Source organism: Epilithonimonas hungarica (assembly GCF_900102265.1).
In the GTDB taxonomy this organism is placed as follows: domain Bacteria; phylum Bacteroidota; class Bacteroidia; order Flavobacteriales; family Weeksellaceae; genus Epilithonimonas; species Epilithonimonas hungarica.
In genome coordinates this window covers 113377-129435 of sequence record NZ_FNBH01000004.1, presented here as the reverse complement: position 1 = coordinate 129435, position 16059 = coordinate 113377, and the positions used below count along the sequence as shown (strand labels likewise).

Sequence of the window (16059 nt, the reverse complement as noted above, 5' to 3'; positions counted from 1 at the left end):
TGATTCGAATCATAAAAATATATAATTGTTTTTGAATTTACATTTTTATTGATCGTCTATTCTTCTCTACCTATGATTTGATTCATATAAATGTAATTATTTAAATGTAGCTGATCCTTTCAATAACGGTTTAGCTTTACATATCATATCAATAGAGCCTTAAGATATAGCAAGTCAGATCCTTTTCAATTCCACAAATACTCACAATTTCTTTGAGATAGTTTTGAAAATCAGTTCTTATGCTCCCAAAATATGAGAGCCAAGCTAAAAGTGGGACGATGGTCGTTATTCATAAAGAAAATTGCTGATTTTTTTTTAATACAGTGACGATTCAAAAGGATTGATATCTTTTGGGTACTATAGAATTTTATATTTCAGGAAATCGGCAAGGGTTTCAGGCCAATGGAAAAAAGACTTTTTCTTTATTTGAAATGATAGAGAAAGACCACATCACCAGTGTAGGCAGGTTTAGACTCGCCCTTGATCATGAGCTTAGCCCCGACAATGACTTTGACCGTACCTCTCAGATCTTTGACAGATCTGATCGTGGCCTGAAGGGAAACTTCGGAATCTACTTTTACAGGAATACCAAATCTAAAATTTTCTATCCCATAATTGATCTCGAGACTTACATTCCTTACTTCGACAATCTGCTTCCAAAGATAAGGAATGAGGGACAGTGTCAAATAGCCGTGCGCTATGGTTGACCTATAAGGCCCTTCCGCCACCGCTTTCTGAGGATCTACGTGTATCCACTGATGGTCCAATGTGGCATCTGCAAATCTATCGATCTGGGCCTGGTCGATGGTATGCCAGGAAGAGCTGCCAACCATAACCCCCTCCAGCGATTTATATTTTTCGTAATTGTTGATGATAACCATTAAGCATTACTTGATTTAATTATTGATAAGTCTTAGTAAATTCAGTTAATTGACCGGCATAAGCGTTAAAAAACCTCTCACATAAAGTGAGAGGCTGATATAAATATAACGAGTATTACTTAGTAATATACTGATTAGATTATGCCAATTTTACATTGATAGCGTTCAAACCTCTATCACTTTTTTGTACCTCAAAAACAACCTGGTCGTTTTCACGGATCGATTTTGAATCAAGTCCTGAAGAATGTACAAATATGTCTGCGCCACCTTCTGATGGAGCTATAAACCCGAAGCCTTTTGCTTCATTGAAAAATTTTACTGTGCCTTTTTGCATTGTAATAAATATTGAAATTAAATATGATGATATCTGTACACTTTACAGATCCCATTTTAGAAAATAAAGTATGTTTTAGAGGATAAACAAATCAGAATCTACTGTTTCTGTTTATCAGCTTCTTTGCTTAGCTCCGCAATGATCTACTTAAAAGCAAAATAGCATTGGTCAACCTGCAATGACGTATCATTTCTTATAATCAACGGGAGTAATATTCTCGTTATTATCAAAAAATCGGATTAATAATTTGGGTATCTGGAGAAGCAAGACTGATCAATCTAAATGAATCAGTTTTAGCGAAGGCAGGAACCTGTCTTATGAACACTTTGCAAATGTAAAGGAAAAGAAATTAAAAACAATAAATATAATTGATTGATTTTCATTGTTTTATTCGTACATTACGCACATGATAGATTTTATTTGCAAAATGCGGGTGATCCAACATATTTTCATCAACGATTGTAATATAAGCATCGCTGAATCGGGAACCTGTTATAATCCTTAATCATTGCTACATATTTTTTATAAAAAAATAAACAAGAGCAAGGTTGGCTAGCTCTCGTTTTTGTAAATTAAATTTAAATTACTGTTGATAATCAAATTATTGGCATTGTAAAATTACATATCACTAAGTTCAACAATAAAAGGGTAAGATTCAATCTAATCAATCTATAAATGTTGCATAAAGAGTATATAAATTTTGTCTCAAAAATAGTCGCAAGTTCAATATTAGTTTAAATACATTCATGGGCTGAAAATAGAATTCCAATTTTCGAATTTTAAGTCGGACAGCCGATTTTTGTTCAAACTGTCAAGAAAAGCCTGATAAGCAATATCTAAAAAGGATTTTAATTTACAGTCATGAGATGAGAACACACAGGGTTTTGCAATACAGCTTATCACAGGTGATTCGTCCTGCTCCAATAAGTTGATAAGATCACCAAGTCCCATTTGAGTTGCTTTTTCTGATATTAAAATGCCTCCGTTTTTACCTCTTTTTGTTAAGACCAATCCATTATTAGATAAAAATTGGACCACCTTGACCAGATGATTTCGTGAGATACTGAACCGTTCTGCCAATTCATCCAATGAGCTTGAATCGGCATTATTTTTTTTATTCAAATACATCAGGACACGCATACTGAAATCGGTAAAATGGTTCAATCTCATCTTTTATGTTTATTAGTTGATCTGTAATAGTTGAGGTCCAAATTCTTCATAAAATATACTATCTCTACTAACCCCAAGTGTTATCAAAGAATTATAATGGGCTTTTATAAAAGGTTCTGGTCCACAAATATAATATTTTGCTCCATTGATAATAATTTTAGCTTCAAGTGCACTCAAATCGATTCTTCCTTTTCTTACAACCTCGTTTTCAATTTCTGTCTCTTCATAAAAAACAAAAGACGAAAGCCAATCATTATTTTGCTGTAGTAATTCCACCTCTGATTTAAAAGTATGAAACTCTTCATTCTTGCAGCCATGTACCCATACAACATTGTTGCCCATACCGGAGTTGCTGTATGCTTCTAAAATACTCATCATTGGTGTGACACCTACCCCGCCGCTTATCAACACCAATGGATCATCAGAAACAATATCAGCATAAAAAGTCCCGGATGGTGAACTTACCCAGATCTCATCACCAATTACCTTTTCATGTATATGATTGGACACCATTCCATCAGGAATTCTATCCATTCCTATTTCTTTTTTCACTGATATTCTATAGTAGTTCGGAATAAATACTGAAGATAAACTGTATTGTCTAGGCTGTTCATATCCCAATGATGGAATAAATATTTTAACTGTGATGTATTGTCCCGGGAAATACGGCGGTATATCTTTTTTATCTTTAGGTTCCAGATAGAATGATTTTATTTCTTTACTTTCGTCTACTATACTTGAAATAGTAAATGCTCTCCATCCTTTCCACCCTCCTTTTTTTGTCAGATTATTTTGATATAATTTTTCTTCAATGGAGATCATTATCGCAGCAAGTTCATTATATGCCTGTGTCCATGCTTCAATGATATCGTCCGTAGCTTTATCCGCCAATACTTCTTTTATTGATGCTAAAAGATGCGTTCCTACTATATCATATTGCTCGGGAGTTATATTGAGGCTTACATGTTTGTTGCCAATGGTCTCCAATGTCCCAATCAATATCCCTGGATTCTCAATATGCTCTGCATAGGCAAGCACTGCTCCTGCTAATGCATTCTGCTGTTTTCCATTTGCTTGATTTCCCATATTAAAAACATTCTTGAGCTCTGGGTTATGAAAAAACATTCTTTTGTAAAAATGTTTTGTAAGGTCAATACCATTTGTTTTCAGTGTCGGAATAGTATCCTTGATAGATCTTTTTTGTTTGGAAGTCATTTTTTTGTGTTTAATTCTGTACAAAGATATAATAAAAAACTAATTGTTGTATTTAAAATACAACAATTAGTTTTTTATTCAAAATTTTATGTGATTAAAATTTATGCTCTCTATTTTATGATTGAATTGAGCCTCGATCTTGTATTATATCTGTTCCTTTCCAGAGTCTTGCCCGGATGTGGACAAGAATAACCTTTTCCATTTTGTAACAGTATTCCTGCTCAATTTGAAATGCCGTGCAAGCTGTATATTATTCAACTTGTGGGCTTTCTGGTAATCCAGTATTTTCAGAATGGCAGATATGTCATAAGAACGATGCTTTTGATTGAATGCTTCCGTGGAGCGATTGGACAGACCAAAGATCCTACGGTTAAGTTCTATGATATCCAGTATAGATAGGTTTTGTTTAGCTAACAAGGTTTTACATTCTTTTTTTCTATCAGGATATTTTTTATCTATGATATCGTTATAGATACGATGATAATCCGGATTTGATCCCATTCATAATATTTTTTGAAATTGATTCTATTTTACTTTAGTGTATGGAGAAATGCAAGTAATATGGTTTTTCTACCGAACCAATTGGATTTTGATGGATAGAAAATAAACGTATTATCTCTTCCGATTTTTATCCTTTTTTAATCGATTCTAATCTTTATTCTTCATTTTACATTCCAAGATAATAATCCCTTACTTTTTCCTGAAAAAAGAATAGATGAAGTCTTTTTTTTATAAGTCCGAAGCAATATTTATCAATGACATAGACCCATTCATCATGACCTTTACGGTCTGGCTCGCCAAGTAGGGATCCAATTATTTCCATAGAGCTTCCAATCAGCATATCTTCTTCTATTATTATTTCTTTGAATTGTATTTGCTTATCCATTTATACAAAGTCGTTTTAGGGATCTTATATTCTTCCAATATTTGATTTTTGGTCTTCTCGCCATTCTCTATCATTTCAAGAATGAAATCTATCACTTCCTTGGTATATATATTTTTCCTGAACTGTGGAAGTTTGGATCTTTTTTGCCTTGATATGTCATTATAATTCGTATTCCCTTGCGGGGCATATAATATCAAGTGCTGGGTATATAAACGGAAGAAATCGTATTCCAATAATTTGCTCCATTTCAATAAAATACCGGTGTTCAATTCTTCCTGTAAGAACATTTCTTCTATCTCTGCATTACTGCACTTGAAAAAATTACAGATACGCTGTATATCCATCTCAAGCTCCACTACTCTTTGCTTTACCAAGGTGCCTATATGTATGTTCTTAAAATGACCATTCATTTTTCCTGTAATCTTTTGTTCTCCTTAAATACATGTTTGATATATTTGGCACTTACCATATTATTTTCAAATTCAAGGAACATAATGGTTTTTAGTCCCCACCAAGTTTTGCTTAGCTTATAATGCCAGATATCATCAGTATAGGAATTCAGACCTTTTCCAAATTCTTCCACTACTTCTTTCTTGGTCATACCAAGAGGAGACCGACTATCTGTGTTTTTCCTTATCATATGAATATTCTGTTAGGTTAAAATCCCCGATCGGGGACAAAGCTTATGAAAAAGATTGCCCGATCGGAGAGAGGTGTTTATAGATCTAATAATTAAGGTTTCCAAAAACTCCACATTGTACCGTTATAAACCGCCAGTTGTCTTTTTGTCGTATCATACACCATCATCCCCGTACTAGGATTGATGATATTTAAATGTGGGCTTGCGACCTTAGGCAAGATCATCGCCTTGTCCGTATCTGTCAAGACTAGAATCCCATTTACAGTATCTGTAGCTCCATTGATCCCAATGGCTGTTTTAGCAGTCATTTTTTCATCTTTTGATGTTTGAATAGAAAGATCTACCACACCTGTAGTATCTAAACTAAGGTCGAACCAACCGCCGTCTTTCTTATATTTTACTTTTTTATCAGCCGTATCATAGAAAATCGTACCGTCTTCTAAAATATCATTCTTATCCTCAATATACGGAAGGATTAAACCCTTGTTCTCTGTATCTGCAAATTCCAGAGATACAGAAGCGTTGGAGACACTCTGTTTGCCAATCGCCACCTGAGATTTTACGACAATAGCAGAAAAAAAGATGAGTGTTGTTATTATTTTTTTCATTGTTGTTACTATTTAATTAACTTTTAATGATGACCATTATCAAAAAACGTGATGAGCTTAGGATCTGTAAATCTTATAGACAGATTGTTTTTCGATGTGGTACTAAGCACTTTATCACTTAGAACATCAAAGCTCAATGTATCTCCGCTCTTCAGCTGTATCTGGAAATAATATTTTCCTTCCAGAGATAGAGCTCCCTTTTCAGACTGAAAAGCTTCCTTATTATTCAGATGAATGGAATATTTCAATTGTTGTTCTTTTTCCACTCCTTTGTTAATTTCTGAGGATAGGCCTATTCTGTATATACCATCTTTTTTTACGGTAATTTCATTGTTATTCAGGGTAATTTCATTTTTATTGTCGCCCTCGATATTTAGATTTGAAAAGATGATCTGTCTTTTCGATCCCGATTCTTGATAACCTGTACCTTCAATAGAATATACTGGGTTTTTATCTATCGCCCCTTCAGTTGCCTGAGAATAAACCAGACCGGAAAGCATTACCAGAAAAAACAGACCCAATTTTTTTGTGTGTATCATTATTTTTTTCATTGTATGAATTTTAAATTAAAAGCTTTGGGCAAAAGCAACAGAAAAATCTGTTGCTTTTTGCTTACAGCTCAAATTATTATTAATTTAATCAGGGCAAGCCTGAGTACTGATACAATACCACGCGAATGTTAATCCATCATCAGTGGAAGTATACATTTTAAGGCACTTGTTCGTAGTGTCATATACCATCATTCCCTCAACAAAATTGTCAGAAGAAATTCCTGTTGGTACATCCATAGTTGCAGCATCATTGTCCGCATCTGAGAAAGCGACTCTATTCACCACAAAACCTTTGGTCTTGGATTCTAAAGCTATCCATCCTCCTTTACGAACCATTGGCCAGTTATCTGGATCATCTGTTCCTGCTCTGCTAAGAGAAGTGATTCCTACTTTGGTATCCAGAGTATCTCCTCCTGTTGTTGCTCCCGGTTTGTAGCAGAAATTCTGACATGCAGCCGGAGTCCAATCTACATAATAGTCTTCTACTTCTCCATCCGGTGCAGCTAAGAAACTACGCTCGTCAGCAGCCGTGGTGGCATCATCTACAAACTGCTCTGTCGTTAAACGTAAACGTACAAAACTTCTTACAACTTCAGTTCCGCATACGGCATGATTATCCGGCCATGTAAGGTCTATCGTCTGTTGTGTTACAGAAGAAGGTACCGGTACCTCTATCGCCTCCCCTGTTTCAAAGATGCCGTTATAGTTCCAATCGATGAAGCCATACAGATACGCCGTGCTTCCCGTATTATTGGTAAGTGGTATACTTAATGTATAGGTTGAACCGGCTATTTTTACAGGTAAGAATGCTTCAAGCCTTTCTGGCTGCGCAGGTATTTCAGGTCTACTTTCATCTATATCAGGCGTAGCAGGATTATCAGGTATAGCTGGTTGAGCTGGTTGAGCTGGTATATAATGTGTCGCATTTAATGCATCTTCATCATCAGGGAATCCAGTAGTATCATCTCCGAAAGCATCGTTGCCACTTGCTGTAACCGTAAATTGCGGTCCATTTTCAGCATCCGGAGGCACTATTCCTAAAAATAGTTTGTTGTCTTCCGGTATGTATGAAATTTCATGGCTGGCTTTATCACCCAGATTATATCTATCATCCAGATCTCCATAATCAAGCAGCTTGTTACCACATACCTGCCCAATTGCTGGGGTTTTGGTAAAGTTATATTCTGTAGGTGTTCCTGTACAACCTCCACATCCATCACTTCCATCTATGGTATGCCCTACATAACCAAAACGGTCACTACCTGCTTGTACAGCTATGGATATATGTCCACCTGCTTCTACATAGGTCATCTCTCCCGGAAGCATTGCTGTACCATTCCCAATAGTTACCGCTGTCAGTATCTGTGTACTTGTTGGATTTACTACCCCACTTCTAGAACCTCCATTTTCACCTGTACTGTAGATTCTTTTTTCATCGGTAATCACATTGAGCAATGTTCCATAACTATTATCATGATTATTTGCAGCGATCCATTTAACAGGTCGGATAGGCTTCGTAACATCTGTTTGATTCCCTGAAGCGTTTGGCTCTTCATTCATAAAATTGATGGTACGCCAAATCTTGGAATCAACGGTATTTCCTAGTCCTAACTGTCCATTAGCATTGTTTCCTAACACAAAAACCTTTCCGGCACTGTCTCTTAAGAAATATGAAGTAGAAGAAAGACTATGAGAAATATCCTGTTGTTTTACCGGAAGGCTGATTCCGGTAGGAGTTGTCATCTTGGTTGCATAATTTTTGTCGGACGCGGTTTGCCCGTCTCCCAAAAACACATTATTACCCCAAGTATAAAACTCGCTTCCGTTTGTTGCTATGGCAGACGCTCCCACATTACGGACATCTTTCATCCCGGCAAGCGGTGTTCCGGCATCTGTCATTACCTGATGCCATCCAGTAGCGATCATATTTCCATCTCCCTGTACATTACTTCCTACTGTATTGGAATATACCCAAATCTCTCCTGCTTTGGTCAAGAGCGTCAACGAGCCTACAGAAGAGTTAGAAATACCTGCATCCATAAACTGAATGCTTGCAGGGCCAACTCCGGCAGGTAATGCAACCTGGTGGAAACTATTACCTCCAGAAAATACTGCAGGGGCATTAGTAGCACTAGCATTACCTAGTCCCCATACATATAATCCTGCAGATGAAAGCAGCATATATTGATGATTCCATACATAAGATGCACCCGTAAGCAACAAAGGCACTCCGGGATAATTATACCCGTTGGCAGGGGTTACTTTTACCGGAGTCATCTGGTCGGTACCATTTGCAGCTGCACTATTTCCAAAAACAAGAAACTCGGAATTACGCAGTTTTACGATAGTACCATGGAATAGGGCTTGCAAAGGATCTGCTACGCCTAAGCGGTCATCATCATTATTACAATCTATTGTAGTATTTACATTTGGCACTGCTGGCAGGTAGTAATCTTCTACTTCGCCGTTTTGTGGTATCGTACCATACGCTCCTGTAGCAAGCCCGTCCCCTATGGAACGTTCATCCACATTATCTGTACTGTCATTATCTGTAAATGTGGCGCTGGTAGCATTGGTAAGACGCACCCTCATGTAAGTATAGTTTGCTGTACTTGTATAAGTAGGCATAGCCCAACTTAATTTGCTAACATAATCTCCCGCATTTGCCGGAACTGTAGTAGAAGTATATTCACTTTTTGTGAATCTTCCGTTACCATCCAAATCTATCCATGCATGCAATGTTGCTGCAGTGGCAAGATTATTTTTAACGTTGATCAGTGTCGCATATTCTGCTCCTGAATAAAGCGTAGGCAATGGAACGGTATTATCAATACCATCTTCATCCAAACCGTCACCATTGGTCCCGGTATTATTCGAACCGCCTGTTACACTTTGTGGACCATTCTCAATATCAATTGTGCTTCCTATCATAAGATCTTCAACCTGTCGATGGCGTGCAGGAATAGAAGCTCCTATAAAGTTCTCTTCAAAATCTACAGGAACATCACCATAATCAAGCTGAGTCGTCATAGGGATGATATGATCTTCTACTTCACCATTATAGATAACAGGTGTTGTAGCATGATATTCACCAGTAGCTAATCCGTCAGCTAAGGCTCTTTCGTCTACTAAAAGTCCAGGGGCTCCAGTCGTAAAATCTGTAAGAGTTCCTTCAGATAAACGCAAACGCAACTTTAGATTACTTGGGCTTCCTGTAATTGTATTCTGCAAAGCCGTCCAGTTAAGAGTTACATAACCTTGGGCTGCAGCAATAGGCACGGATACGGTTGTCGCTTCTCCAACTTGGAAACGGCCATCGTTATTGAAATCGACCCATCCGTAAAGAGTTCTAGCTCCTGCTGTATTATTGTATGTTTTTACACGTACAGAATAAGCGTAACCTCCGCCTGCATACATTGGGGAGATTTTTACCCCATCTTCATCATCTGTCCCATTATTATCATCCCCGATTGCTGTTGCTGAGGTTTGTTTAGTTGCCTCGGAATCCGGAGCAGCATTCCCAATATACAATGCACTACTGACAGCTTGTCTTGCAGGTGCATTAACATTATTTCTGCTGTCGTCATAGGTAACCGGAGCATCGCCATAATCATAAGTGGTCGCTACTGGTAATCTATAATCTTCTACTTCACCGCCAAAGACAGCTCCATATATACCTGTAGTTAAGCCATCACCTATAGAACGTTCATCCAGTAAAACATTAGCATTGTCGGCTAAAGCACCTTCTGAAATACGAAGACGCATATACACGTTGGTTGCTCCTACAGGAATTGTTCCTGATAAAGTATTTGTCCAAGTTAGTTGAACCTTCTGTTGTGTAGGAGAGCTAGGCACACTTACCGTTTCCACTTCAGAAGTTTCAAAATAACCATCGTTATCAAAGTCAATCCATCCGTAAAGCGTTTTATTAGCTCCTGAATTATTGAATACTTCTACGTCAGTATAGTAGGCGGTTCCTTCATACACTGCCATTACTGTGGTAATACCGTCTTCATCTGTTCCGTCTCCATTAGTCCCGTTATTATCTGCTACTGTGTTTGCGGCAGATTCTATATCTATTGTTGCCCCAAGTCTCAATACATCAGATAATGACTGTCTTGGTTCTACATTTACGCCTGCCTGATTTCTGGAGTAAATTGCCGGAGCATCTCCATAATCATAAACATTGCTTACGATATTGAATCGATAATCTTCTATCTCTCCTAAAGCACTGCTTCCGCCATAACTGCGGGTGTCTATAAGAGCTGCAGCATTACTATTGGTAAGAGCCGCAGAAGAAAGTCTCAATCTTACGTAAGCTTTTCCTGCTGCAATAACAGCTGGAGAAGCAGCGGTAGCTGGCCATGTTAATGTCATCTGACCGGCTGTAACAGCTGTAGACACAGCAGCTTCATTACCATTAAATACTCCGTCACCATTAAAATCAATCCATCCATATAAATTGGACGTTGTGCCTGTTGTGGTTACAGGAATCCTGATGGTAAACTGGCTTCCGCTGGTAATAGTCAGTGGTGCAGAGAACGCATCTTCATCTGTTCCGTCACCATTAGTCCCATTATTATCCACTCCGGCAGCTACACTTTGAGGAGCAAATTCAAAATCAACACCAGTTCCCATATAGACATCAGGTGTTCCGCCATTAGACTGGAACGCAGGATTACTATTTTCATAAGAAGCAGGTACATCTCCAAAATCACGAACCACCTGCAACTGATAGTCTTCAACCTCGCCAAGAGCGACATATCCGTACAATCCTGTAGACAATCCATCACCGATAGCAAATTCGTCTACTACGGCATTAGCATTATCTCCAAGAGTTACTCCGCCTTCTGCCTGTATCAACCTTGCCCTCATATACACTTTGTTTGTTGAGGTAGCAATAGCACCAGTTTGCGCTGCCGTAAAAGATATTGGTTGGGCATATCCTCCTACTGGAGCAGATACAGTTTGCTTTTCGCCTACTTCAAATCTTCCGTTATTATTAAAATCAATCCAAACCATTAATGTGGCATTAGCACCTGTGTAATTCTTAACCCCTAAAGTAAAGGTATTAATAGCACTCGGATTAACATATAAAGGATCTGTAATACCATCTTCATCAGAACCATCTCCGTTAGGATTATTATCATCATTCGGATTGGTTACAGAAGCCGGACCAGATTCGTGGTCCCAAGTTGTTCCCAGATACAAATTGTAGGAAGCCGCATTTCTAGCCGGTTTGAAGTTGGATGGAGCTGTTCCATCTTTGTCCATATCATAACTTACCGGAGCATCTCCAAAATCATAAACGTTAGTTCCTACTGTAAAGCGGTAATCTTCTACTTCACCAAAGCTAGGCAAAGTATATGTCCCATATGTAGCAACAGTAGTTCCTGCTGCTCCGTCTCCTATAGAACGTTCATCAATACCTGTGGTTGCAGTAGCATCAGCTCCTGCAGTTGCGGTAAGTCTTACTCTAGCATACAGATTGGTTACTCCCGCAGGAATTTGGCTGGTTTGCGCACCTCTAAACCAGAAATTCACTGTGCTTGCTCCCGTAGTTGTGGTCTGGTATCCACTAGTTGTATCTGTAGAAGTAGCATAAGCTGCTTCAGTAGCCTGAAACTTACCATCGTTATTAAAATCGATCCATGCAATGGCACTAGATGCCACTGGCGCATTGATATTTGTAAAAAAGTTGAAAGGCGCTCCTCTGGTAATGGTAGCGACATCTGTTCCGTCTTCATCTGCACCGTCACCATTTGTTCCGTTGTTATCAGCACCAGTAGCTACATTTTGTGCAGCTTGTTCTGCGTCTACAATTGCTCCGATAGTGTATAACTGATTCGCCATATGTCTTGCAGGAACAAAAGTACTAGCACTGTTCGTATCATAACCTACTGGAGCATCTCCAAAATCATACAGACCAACCGGCAATTGATAATCTTCCACCTCTCCAAAAGGAGAAGTAAGCGCATTAGTAGCAACGGCACCAGATGTAGCACCATTCCCTACACTTCTTTCATCTATCGTAGCGCCTCCGCTTGCAGCGGTAGTAAAATCAAATAGACTTAAATTAGAAAGTCTCAATCTTAGATAGATCTTTGTAGTTCCCGATGCAATGGTTGCCGTTTGGGCAACTGTCCATGTAAGGGTTGAAAGCTGTTCGCCAACTCCCGTTACATTTCCTATTGCAACTTCTCCTAACTGAAAACGTCCATCACCATTAAAATCCAACCATCCGTACAGATATTTGGTTCCTGATAGTGCGTTTGGAACATTTACAGGAACATTAATGCTGTATGCAACATTAGGGCTTACACTTGTTACAGTTGTAATACCATCTTCGTCTGCACCATCTCCGTTTGTTCCATTATTGTCCGCACCCGAGGCAACACTTGTTGGAGCAAGTTCTGTGTCCAAAAGTTTTCCTATGCTAAATCCTAAAATAGAAGCATGCAATGCAGGCAAAACAACACCGTCTTTATTATTTTCAAATGTAGCAGGTACATCTCCATAATCGAAGGTATTGTCTAGCTCTATCTGATAATCTTCTACCTCACCATTAACTGGAGTGGCGTGATTCGCCGGATTACCGGCTGCTGCTGCACCATTCCCAATACTTCTCTCATCCATATCTGCGGCACCGGTTCCACTCGTAAAATCCAGCAACGCTCTGTTGGAAAGCCTCAGCCTCATATAAAGCTTGTCGGCAGTAATTGTAGCTGTCTGAGCAGCAGTCCAAGTAAGGGTAGGAGTACTGCTTCCCATTACAGCGCTTGTCATAGCCGTTGCAAACTCTGTACTTTCAAACTTACCATTGTTGTTAAAATCAATCCAACCATACAGATATTTGGTTACAGCAGTCGGGTTGTTTATTGGTACACTTAGAATATATGGTACACTGCTTTTAATTTTATGTGCAACAACATTGATGGCATCTTCGTCTGCACCGTCTCCGTTGCTTCCGTTGTTGTCGGTTCCTGTCGCAACACTAGCTGGTACTTGCTCTACGTCTGGAGCAACACTCCCTAACATAAATCCTGTAAGTGCCATATGCACAGCTGGTAAAACTACACCATCTTTTGAGGTATCATAAGATATTGGTGTATCTCCCATATCAAACAGCCCTACCGAAAGTTGATAATCTTCAACCTCTCCAAAAGCAGTAGTAAGAGCATTAGTGGCATCAGCAGCTGATACAGCGCCATTTCCTACGCTTCTTTCATCTATCGTAGCACCTCCGCTTGCAACGGTAGTAAAATCAAATAAGCTTAAATTGGAAAGTCTCAATCTTAGATAGATCTTCGTTGTTCCAGCTGCAATGGTTGCGGTTTGGGCAGCAGTCCAGCTAAGAGTTACATTTGTTGCGGTTACCGCTGTAGTGGTTGCTGATGCAACCTCTGCTAACTGAAAACGCCCATCACCATTCAAATCCAACCATCCATACAGATATTTGGTTCCTGTAAGTGTACTTGGTATATTTACAGGAACGATAGTGCTGTATATAACACCAGGCGTTACACTTGTAAGGGCTGTAATGCCATCTTCATCTGCGCCGTCTCCGTTTGTACCATTATTATCTGCCCCTACAACAACATTGCTTGGCGCACTCTCTAAGTCTAAAAGTGTTCCTATGTTAAAGCCTGAAACCGGTGCATGCAATGCTGGCAATGCAACACCATCTTTACTATTTTCAAAGGTAGCAGGTACATCTCCATAATCAAAGGTATTGACCACTTCAATTTGATAATCTTCTACTTCGCCATTGGCTACAGTAGGATAATCAACTGCACTCCCAGTACTTAATGCTCCGTTTCCAATGCTTCTTTCATCAATAGTAGCGTCCATCGTATTTATAAAAGACCTATCAGATAGTCTAACTCTCATAAAAAGCTTAGTGGCTCCCGTAGCAAGTGTACCGGTTTGTGCCCCTGTCCAGCTAAGAGTCTGAGTACTGCTTCCTGCTGTACTAAACGAAACAACAGTTGCCGCTTCTTCTAACTGAAACTTGCCATCGCTATTAAAATCGATCCAACCATATAAGTATCTTGTCGCTGCAACCGGTGTGTTAGTTACAGGTATGCTTAAAGTATAAGGTACACCTTTTCTAATCTGGTTTGCAGAAACGTTTATGGCATCCTCATCGGTACCATCTCCGTTTGTTCCATTGTTATCGGCACCTGCAGCTACGCTGTTAGGAGCCAGTTCCAAATCAGGAAGAATAGTTCCCAGACTTAAACCTGTAAGCAAAGAATGTGTGGCAGGAGCATAAACTCCGTCTTTTGTATTGTCATAAGTGGTAGGAACATCTCCATAGTCATAAATAGCCGAGGCAATACTTGCCCAGGTAGTTCCCACTGTAATACCATCAACATCCAGAGTAGGCGCATTGGCTGCTGCACCCTGTATTAATGCTACATATGAAACTGAGGTAATATCTGCTGCTGTTCCTGTGTGGGAAGCATCAGCCACCGCAGGCTCAGATTCCAATGGAGGATTTACATACAGTTTGACAATATTGTTAGCAGCTCCTGTCACCTGTTCGTATTTCAGAACAATCCTGATATTGGTGTTAAAAGATCTTACGGTAGATTCGTAGCTAACAGTACCTGTTGCTCTCAGTACTCCAAAACTAAATCCAGCGCCATTTGATCTGATATATACCTGGTTATTATTCAGAGACATAAAGTAATCTCCTGTAGCCTGTGCTGTCGACACATTTACAATAGCACTGGCATATACTGCCGGTGTAGTTGCATTAAGTGTGACCGCTGTAAAGCTACGCAAGACATCCTGTCCTGTTGCTGTTAAGGATACCTTATTCCCCAAATTATTAGCAAGGGTACCCGGATAGGCCAAATTTCCGGAAGATACATTGACAGCAGGTGTTCCCGCTGCCAGCACCGTCCAATTGGCTGTCGTCAGTGTTGTCCCGGAAGCATAATTGAAACTCTCGGTCAGCAGATTTTGTGACTTTATAGTGGTAATTCCACTAAATGTCATCAAAACAAACCATGCTAACCTGAAGTTATGCCTCTGGAAAAAATTGATTTTTGGTTTCATAAATTTGTGTTATTAAATAGTATTTTAAAGCTTAGATAGCTTTTAATAAAGAGCTAAAATTTATAACTCTCAGCATTGTAAGTTGCTCAACTAAGTTTCCATTTTTTTCATTTTTTTAGTGTGTTTTTAATTGTTATGAACTATAATTGTATTATCCAGCTTCGCTGAAACATATTATATCATCTTGAAACACCTGCTGTCTTGTTATTGACACCACAGATCTTACAAATATTATTAAGTGGTACTTCAAATTATTAGATCCATTTCCCAAGTGGATTGCCATATATTATGAAATTAAAGTTTGAGCCCTCTGATCCCAAAAAATCATTAGCGATTACATGAGTGGGGAAAAAGTGGCATTTTATTATTATGCCTATATTCAATTTTTTCACATGTGGAAATATGCCTCCATACGCAGGACGAATCATTGATAATAAACTTGATGATTGTACAATCATGAAAAATATTGATCTCAAGCAATTCTCAATTAGCCCAATCAAGTGGAAGGCTGAAAAGATACAGCTCATAAAATCTTATGATCTTTTCTTAGACAGGAAACTTTATGTGATTATCATGGGTCATTTATCCCTTTTGAGACAACCTATAACTAATTTTGAAAGTAGCTGATATATCAGTTAAAAGGACATAGGACCATGACAGTATTCCTATGGTTTTTTTTGGGAGACATGATGAAAACAAAAAATCCTA

Annotated in this window: 11 protein-coding genes; all 11 read right to left on the bottom strand. The window is 38.7% G+C overall.

The features are described 5' to 3' along the window. Positions 1–422 precede the first annotated feature (422 nt). Entirely contained in the window at positions 423–881 is a 459-nt protein-coding gene (locus BLT30_RS15395) for a MaoC family dehydratase (RefSeq protein ID WP_089874464.1), read from the bottom strand. A gap of 139 nt (positions 882–1020) precedes the next feature. Further along, entirely contained in the window at positions 1021–1215 is a 195-nt protein-coding gene (locus BLT30_RS15390) for a cold-shock protein (protein ID WP_027383888.1), read from the bottom strand. A gap of 744 nt (positions 1216–1959) precedes the next feature. Continuing rightward, positions 1960–2385 (bottom strand): RrF2 family transcriptional regulator, encoded by a 426-nt coding sequence (locus BLT30_RS15385; protein WP_089874463.1) that lies wholly within the window; start codon positions 2383–2385, stop codon positions 1960–1962. Between the two features lie 12 nt (positions 2386–2397). Then, the gene (gene hmpA, locus BLT30_RS15380; RefSeq protein WP_089874462.1) at positions 2398–3600 is read right to left on the bottom strand and encodes an NO-inducible flavohemoprotein; all 1203 of its coding nucleotides are present in this window, start codon (positions 3598–3600) and stop codon (positions 2398–2400) included. Positions 3601–3744: 144 nt separating this feature from the next. Beyond that, positions 3745–4101 (bottom strand): transposase, encoded by a 357-nt coding sequence (locus BLT30_RS15375; RefSeq protein ID WP_089874461.1) that lies wholly within the window; start codon positions 4099–4101, stop codon positions 3745–3747. 166 nt (positions 4102–4267) lie between these two features. After that, the gene (locus BLT30_RS15370) at positions 4268–4486 is read right to left on the bottom strand and encodes a hypothetical protein (protein ID WP_089874460.1); all 219 of its coding nucleotides are present in this window, start codon (positions 4484–4486) and stop codon (positions 4268–4270) included. Continuing rightward, positions 4456–4896 carry a helix-turn-helix domain-containing protein gene (locus BLT30_RS15365; protein ID WP_089874459.1) on the bottom strand — a complete coding sequence of 147 codons (441 nt, stop codon included), beginning with the start codon at positions 4894–4896 and terminating at the stop codon, positions 4456–4458. The genes BLT30_RS15370 and BLT30_RS15365 overlap by 31 nt, the downstream gene beginning before the upstream one ends. Continuing rightward, a complete protein-coding gene (locus tag BLT30_RS15360) occupies positions 4893–5126 on the bottom strand; it encodes a hypothetical protein (RefSeq protein ID WP_089874458.1) in 234 nt (77 codons plus the stop codon). The genes BLT30_RS15365 and BLT30_RS15360 overlap by 4 nt, the downstream gene beginning before the upstream one ends. Before the next feature lie 92 nt (positions 5127–5218). Next, positions 5219–5734 (bottom strand): hypothetical protein, encoded by a 516-nt coding sequence (locus tag BLT30_RS15355; protein WP_089874457.1) that lies wholly within the window; start codon positions 5732–5734, stop codon positions 5219–5221. Between the two features lie 23 nt (positions 5735–5757). Continuing rightward, a complete protein-coding gene (locus BLT30_RS15350; RefSeq protein ID WP_139166686.1) occupies positions 5758–6273 on the bottom strand; it encodes a hypothetical protein in 516 nt (171 codons plus the stop codon). 96 nt (positions 6274–6369) lie between these two features. Further along, on the bottom strand, positions 6370–15351 hold the full coding sequence (locus tag BLT30_RS15345) for a GEVED domain-containing protein (RefSeq protein ID WP_089874455.1): 8982 nt from the start codon (positions 15349–15351) through the stop codon (positions 6370–6372). Positions 15352–16059: the final 708 nt, after the last annotated feature.

Coding starts and splice junctions, on each gene's coding strand:
- BLT30_RS15390 (WP_027383888.1), bottom strand. CDS start 1,215: ATGCAAAAAGGCACAGTAAAATTTTTCAATGAAGCAAAAGGCTTCGGG.
- BLT30_RS15355 (WP_089874457.1), bottom strand. CDS start 5,734: ATGAAAAAAATAATAACAACACTCATCTTTTTTTCTGCTATTGTCGTA.
- BLT30_RS15360 (WP_089874458.1), bottom strand. CDS start 5,126: ATGATAAGGAAAAACACAGATAGTCGGTCTCCTCTTGGTATGACCAAG.
- BLT30_RS15395 (WP_089874464.1), bottom strand. CDS start 881: ATGGTTATCATCAACAATTACGAAAAATATAAATCGCTGGAGGGGGTT.
- BLT30_RS15350 (WP_139166686.1), bottom strand. CDS start 6,273: ATGATACACACAAAAAAATTGGGTCTGTTTTTTCTGGTAATGCTTTCC.
- BLT30_RS15370 (WP_089874460.1), bottom strand. CDS start 4,486: ATGGATAAGCAAATACAATTCAAAGAAATAATAATAGAAGAAGATATG.
- BLT30_RS15345 (WP_089874455.1), bottom strand. CDS start 15,351: ATGAAACCAAAAATCAATTTTTTCCAGAGGCATAACTTCAGGTTAGCA.
- BLT30_RS15375 (WP_089874461.1), bottom strand. CDS start 4,101: ATGGGATCAAATCCGGATTATCATCGTATCTATAACGATATCATAGAT.
- BLT30_RS15365 (WP_089874459.1), bottom strand. CDS start 4,896: ATGAATGGTCATTTTAAGAACATACATATAGGCACCTTGGTAAAGCAA.
- hmpA (WP_089874462.1), bottom strand. CDS start 3,600: ATGACTTCCAAACAAAAAAGATCTATCAAGGATACTATTCCGACACTG.
- BLT30_RS15385 (WP_089874463.1), bottom strand. CDS start 2,385: ATGAGATTGAACCATTTTACCGATTTCAGTATGCGTGTCCTGATGTAT.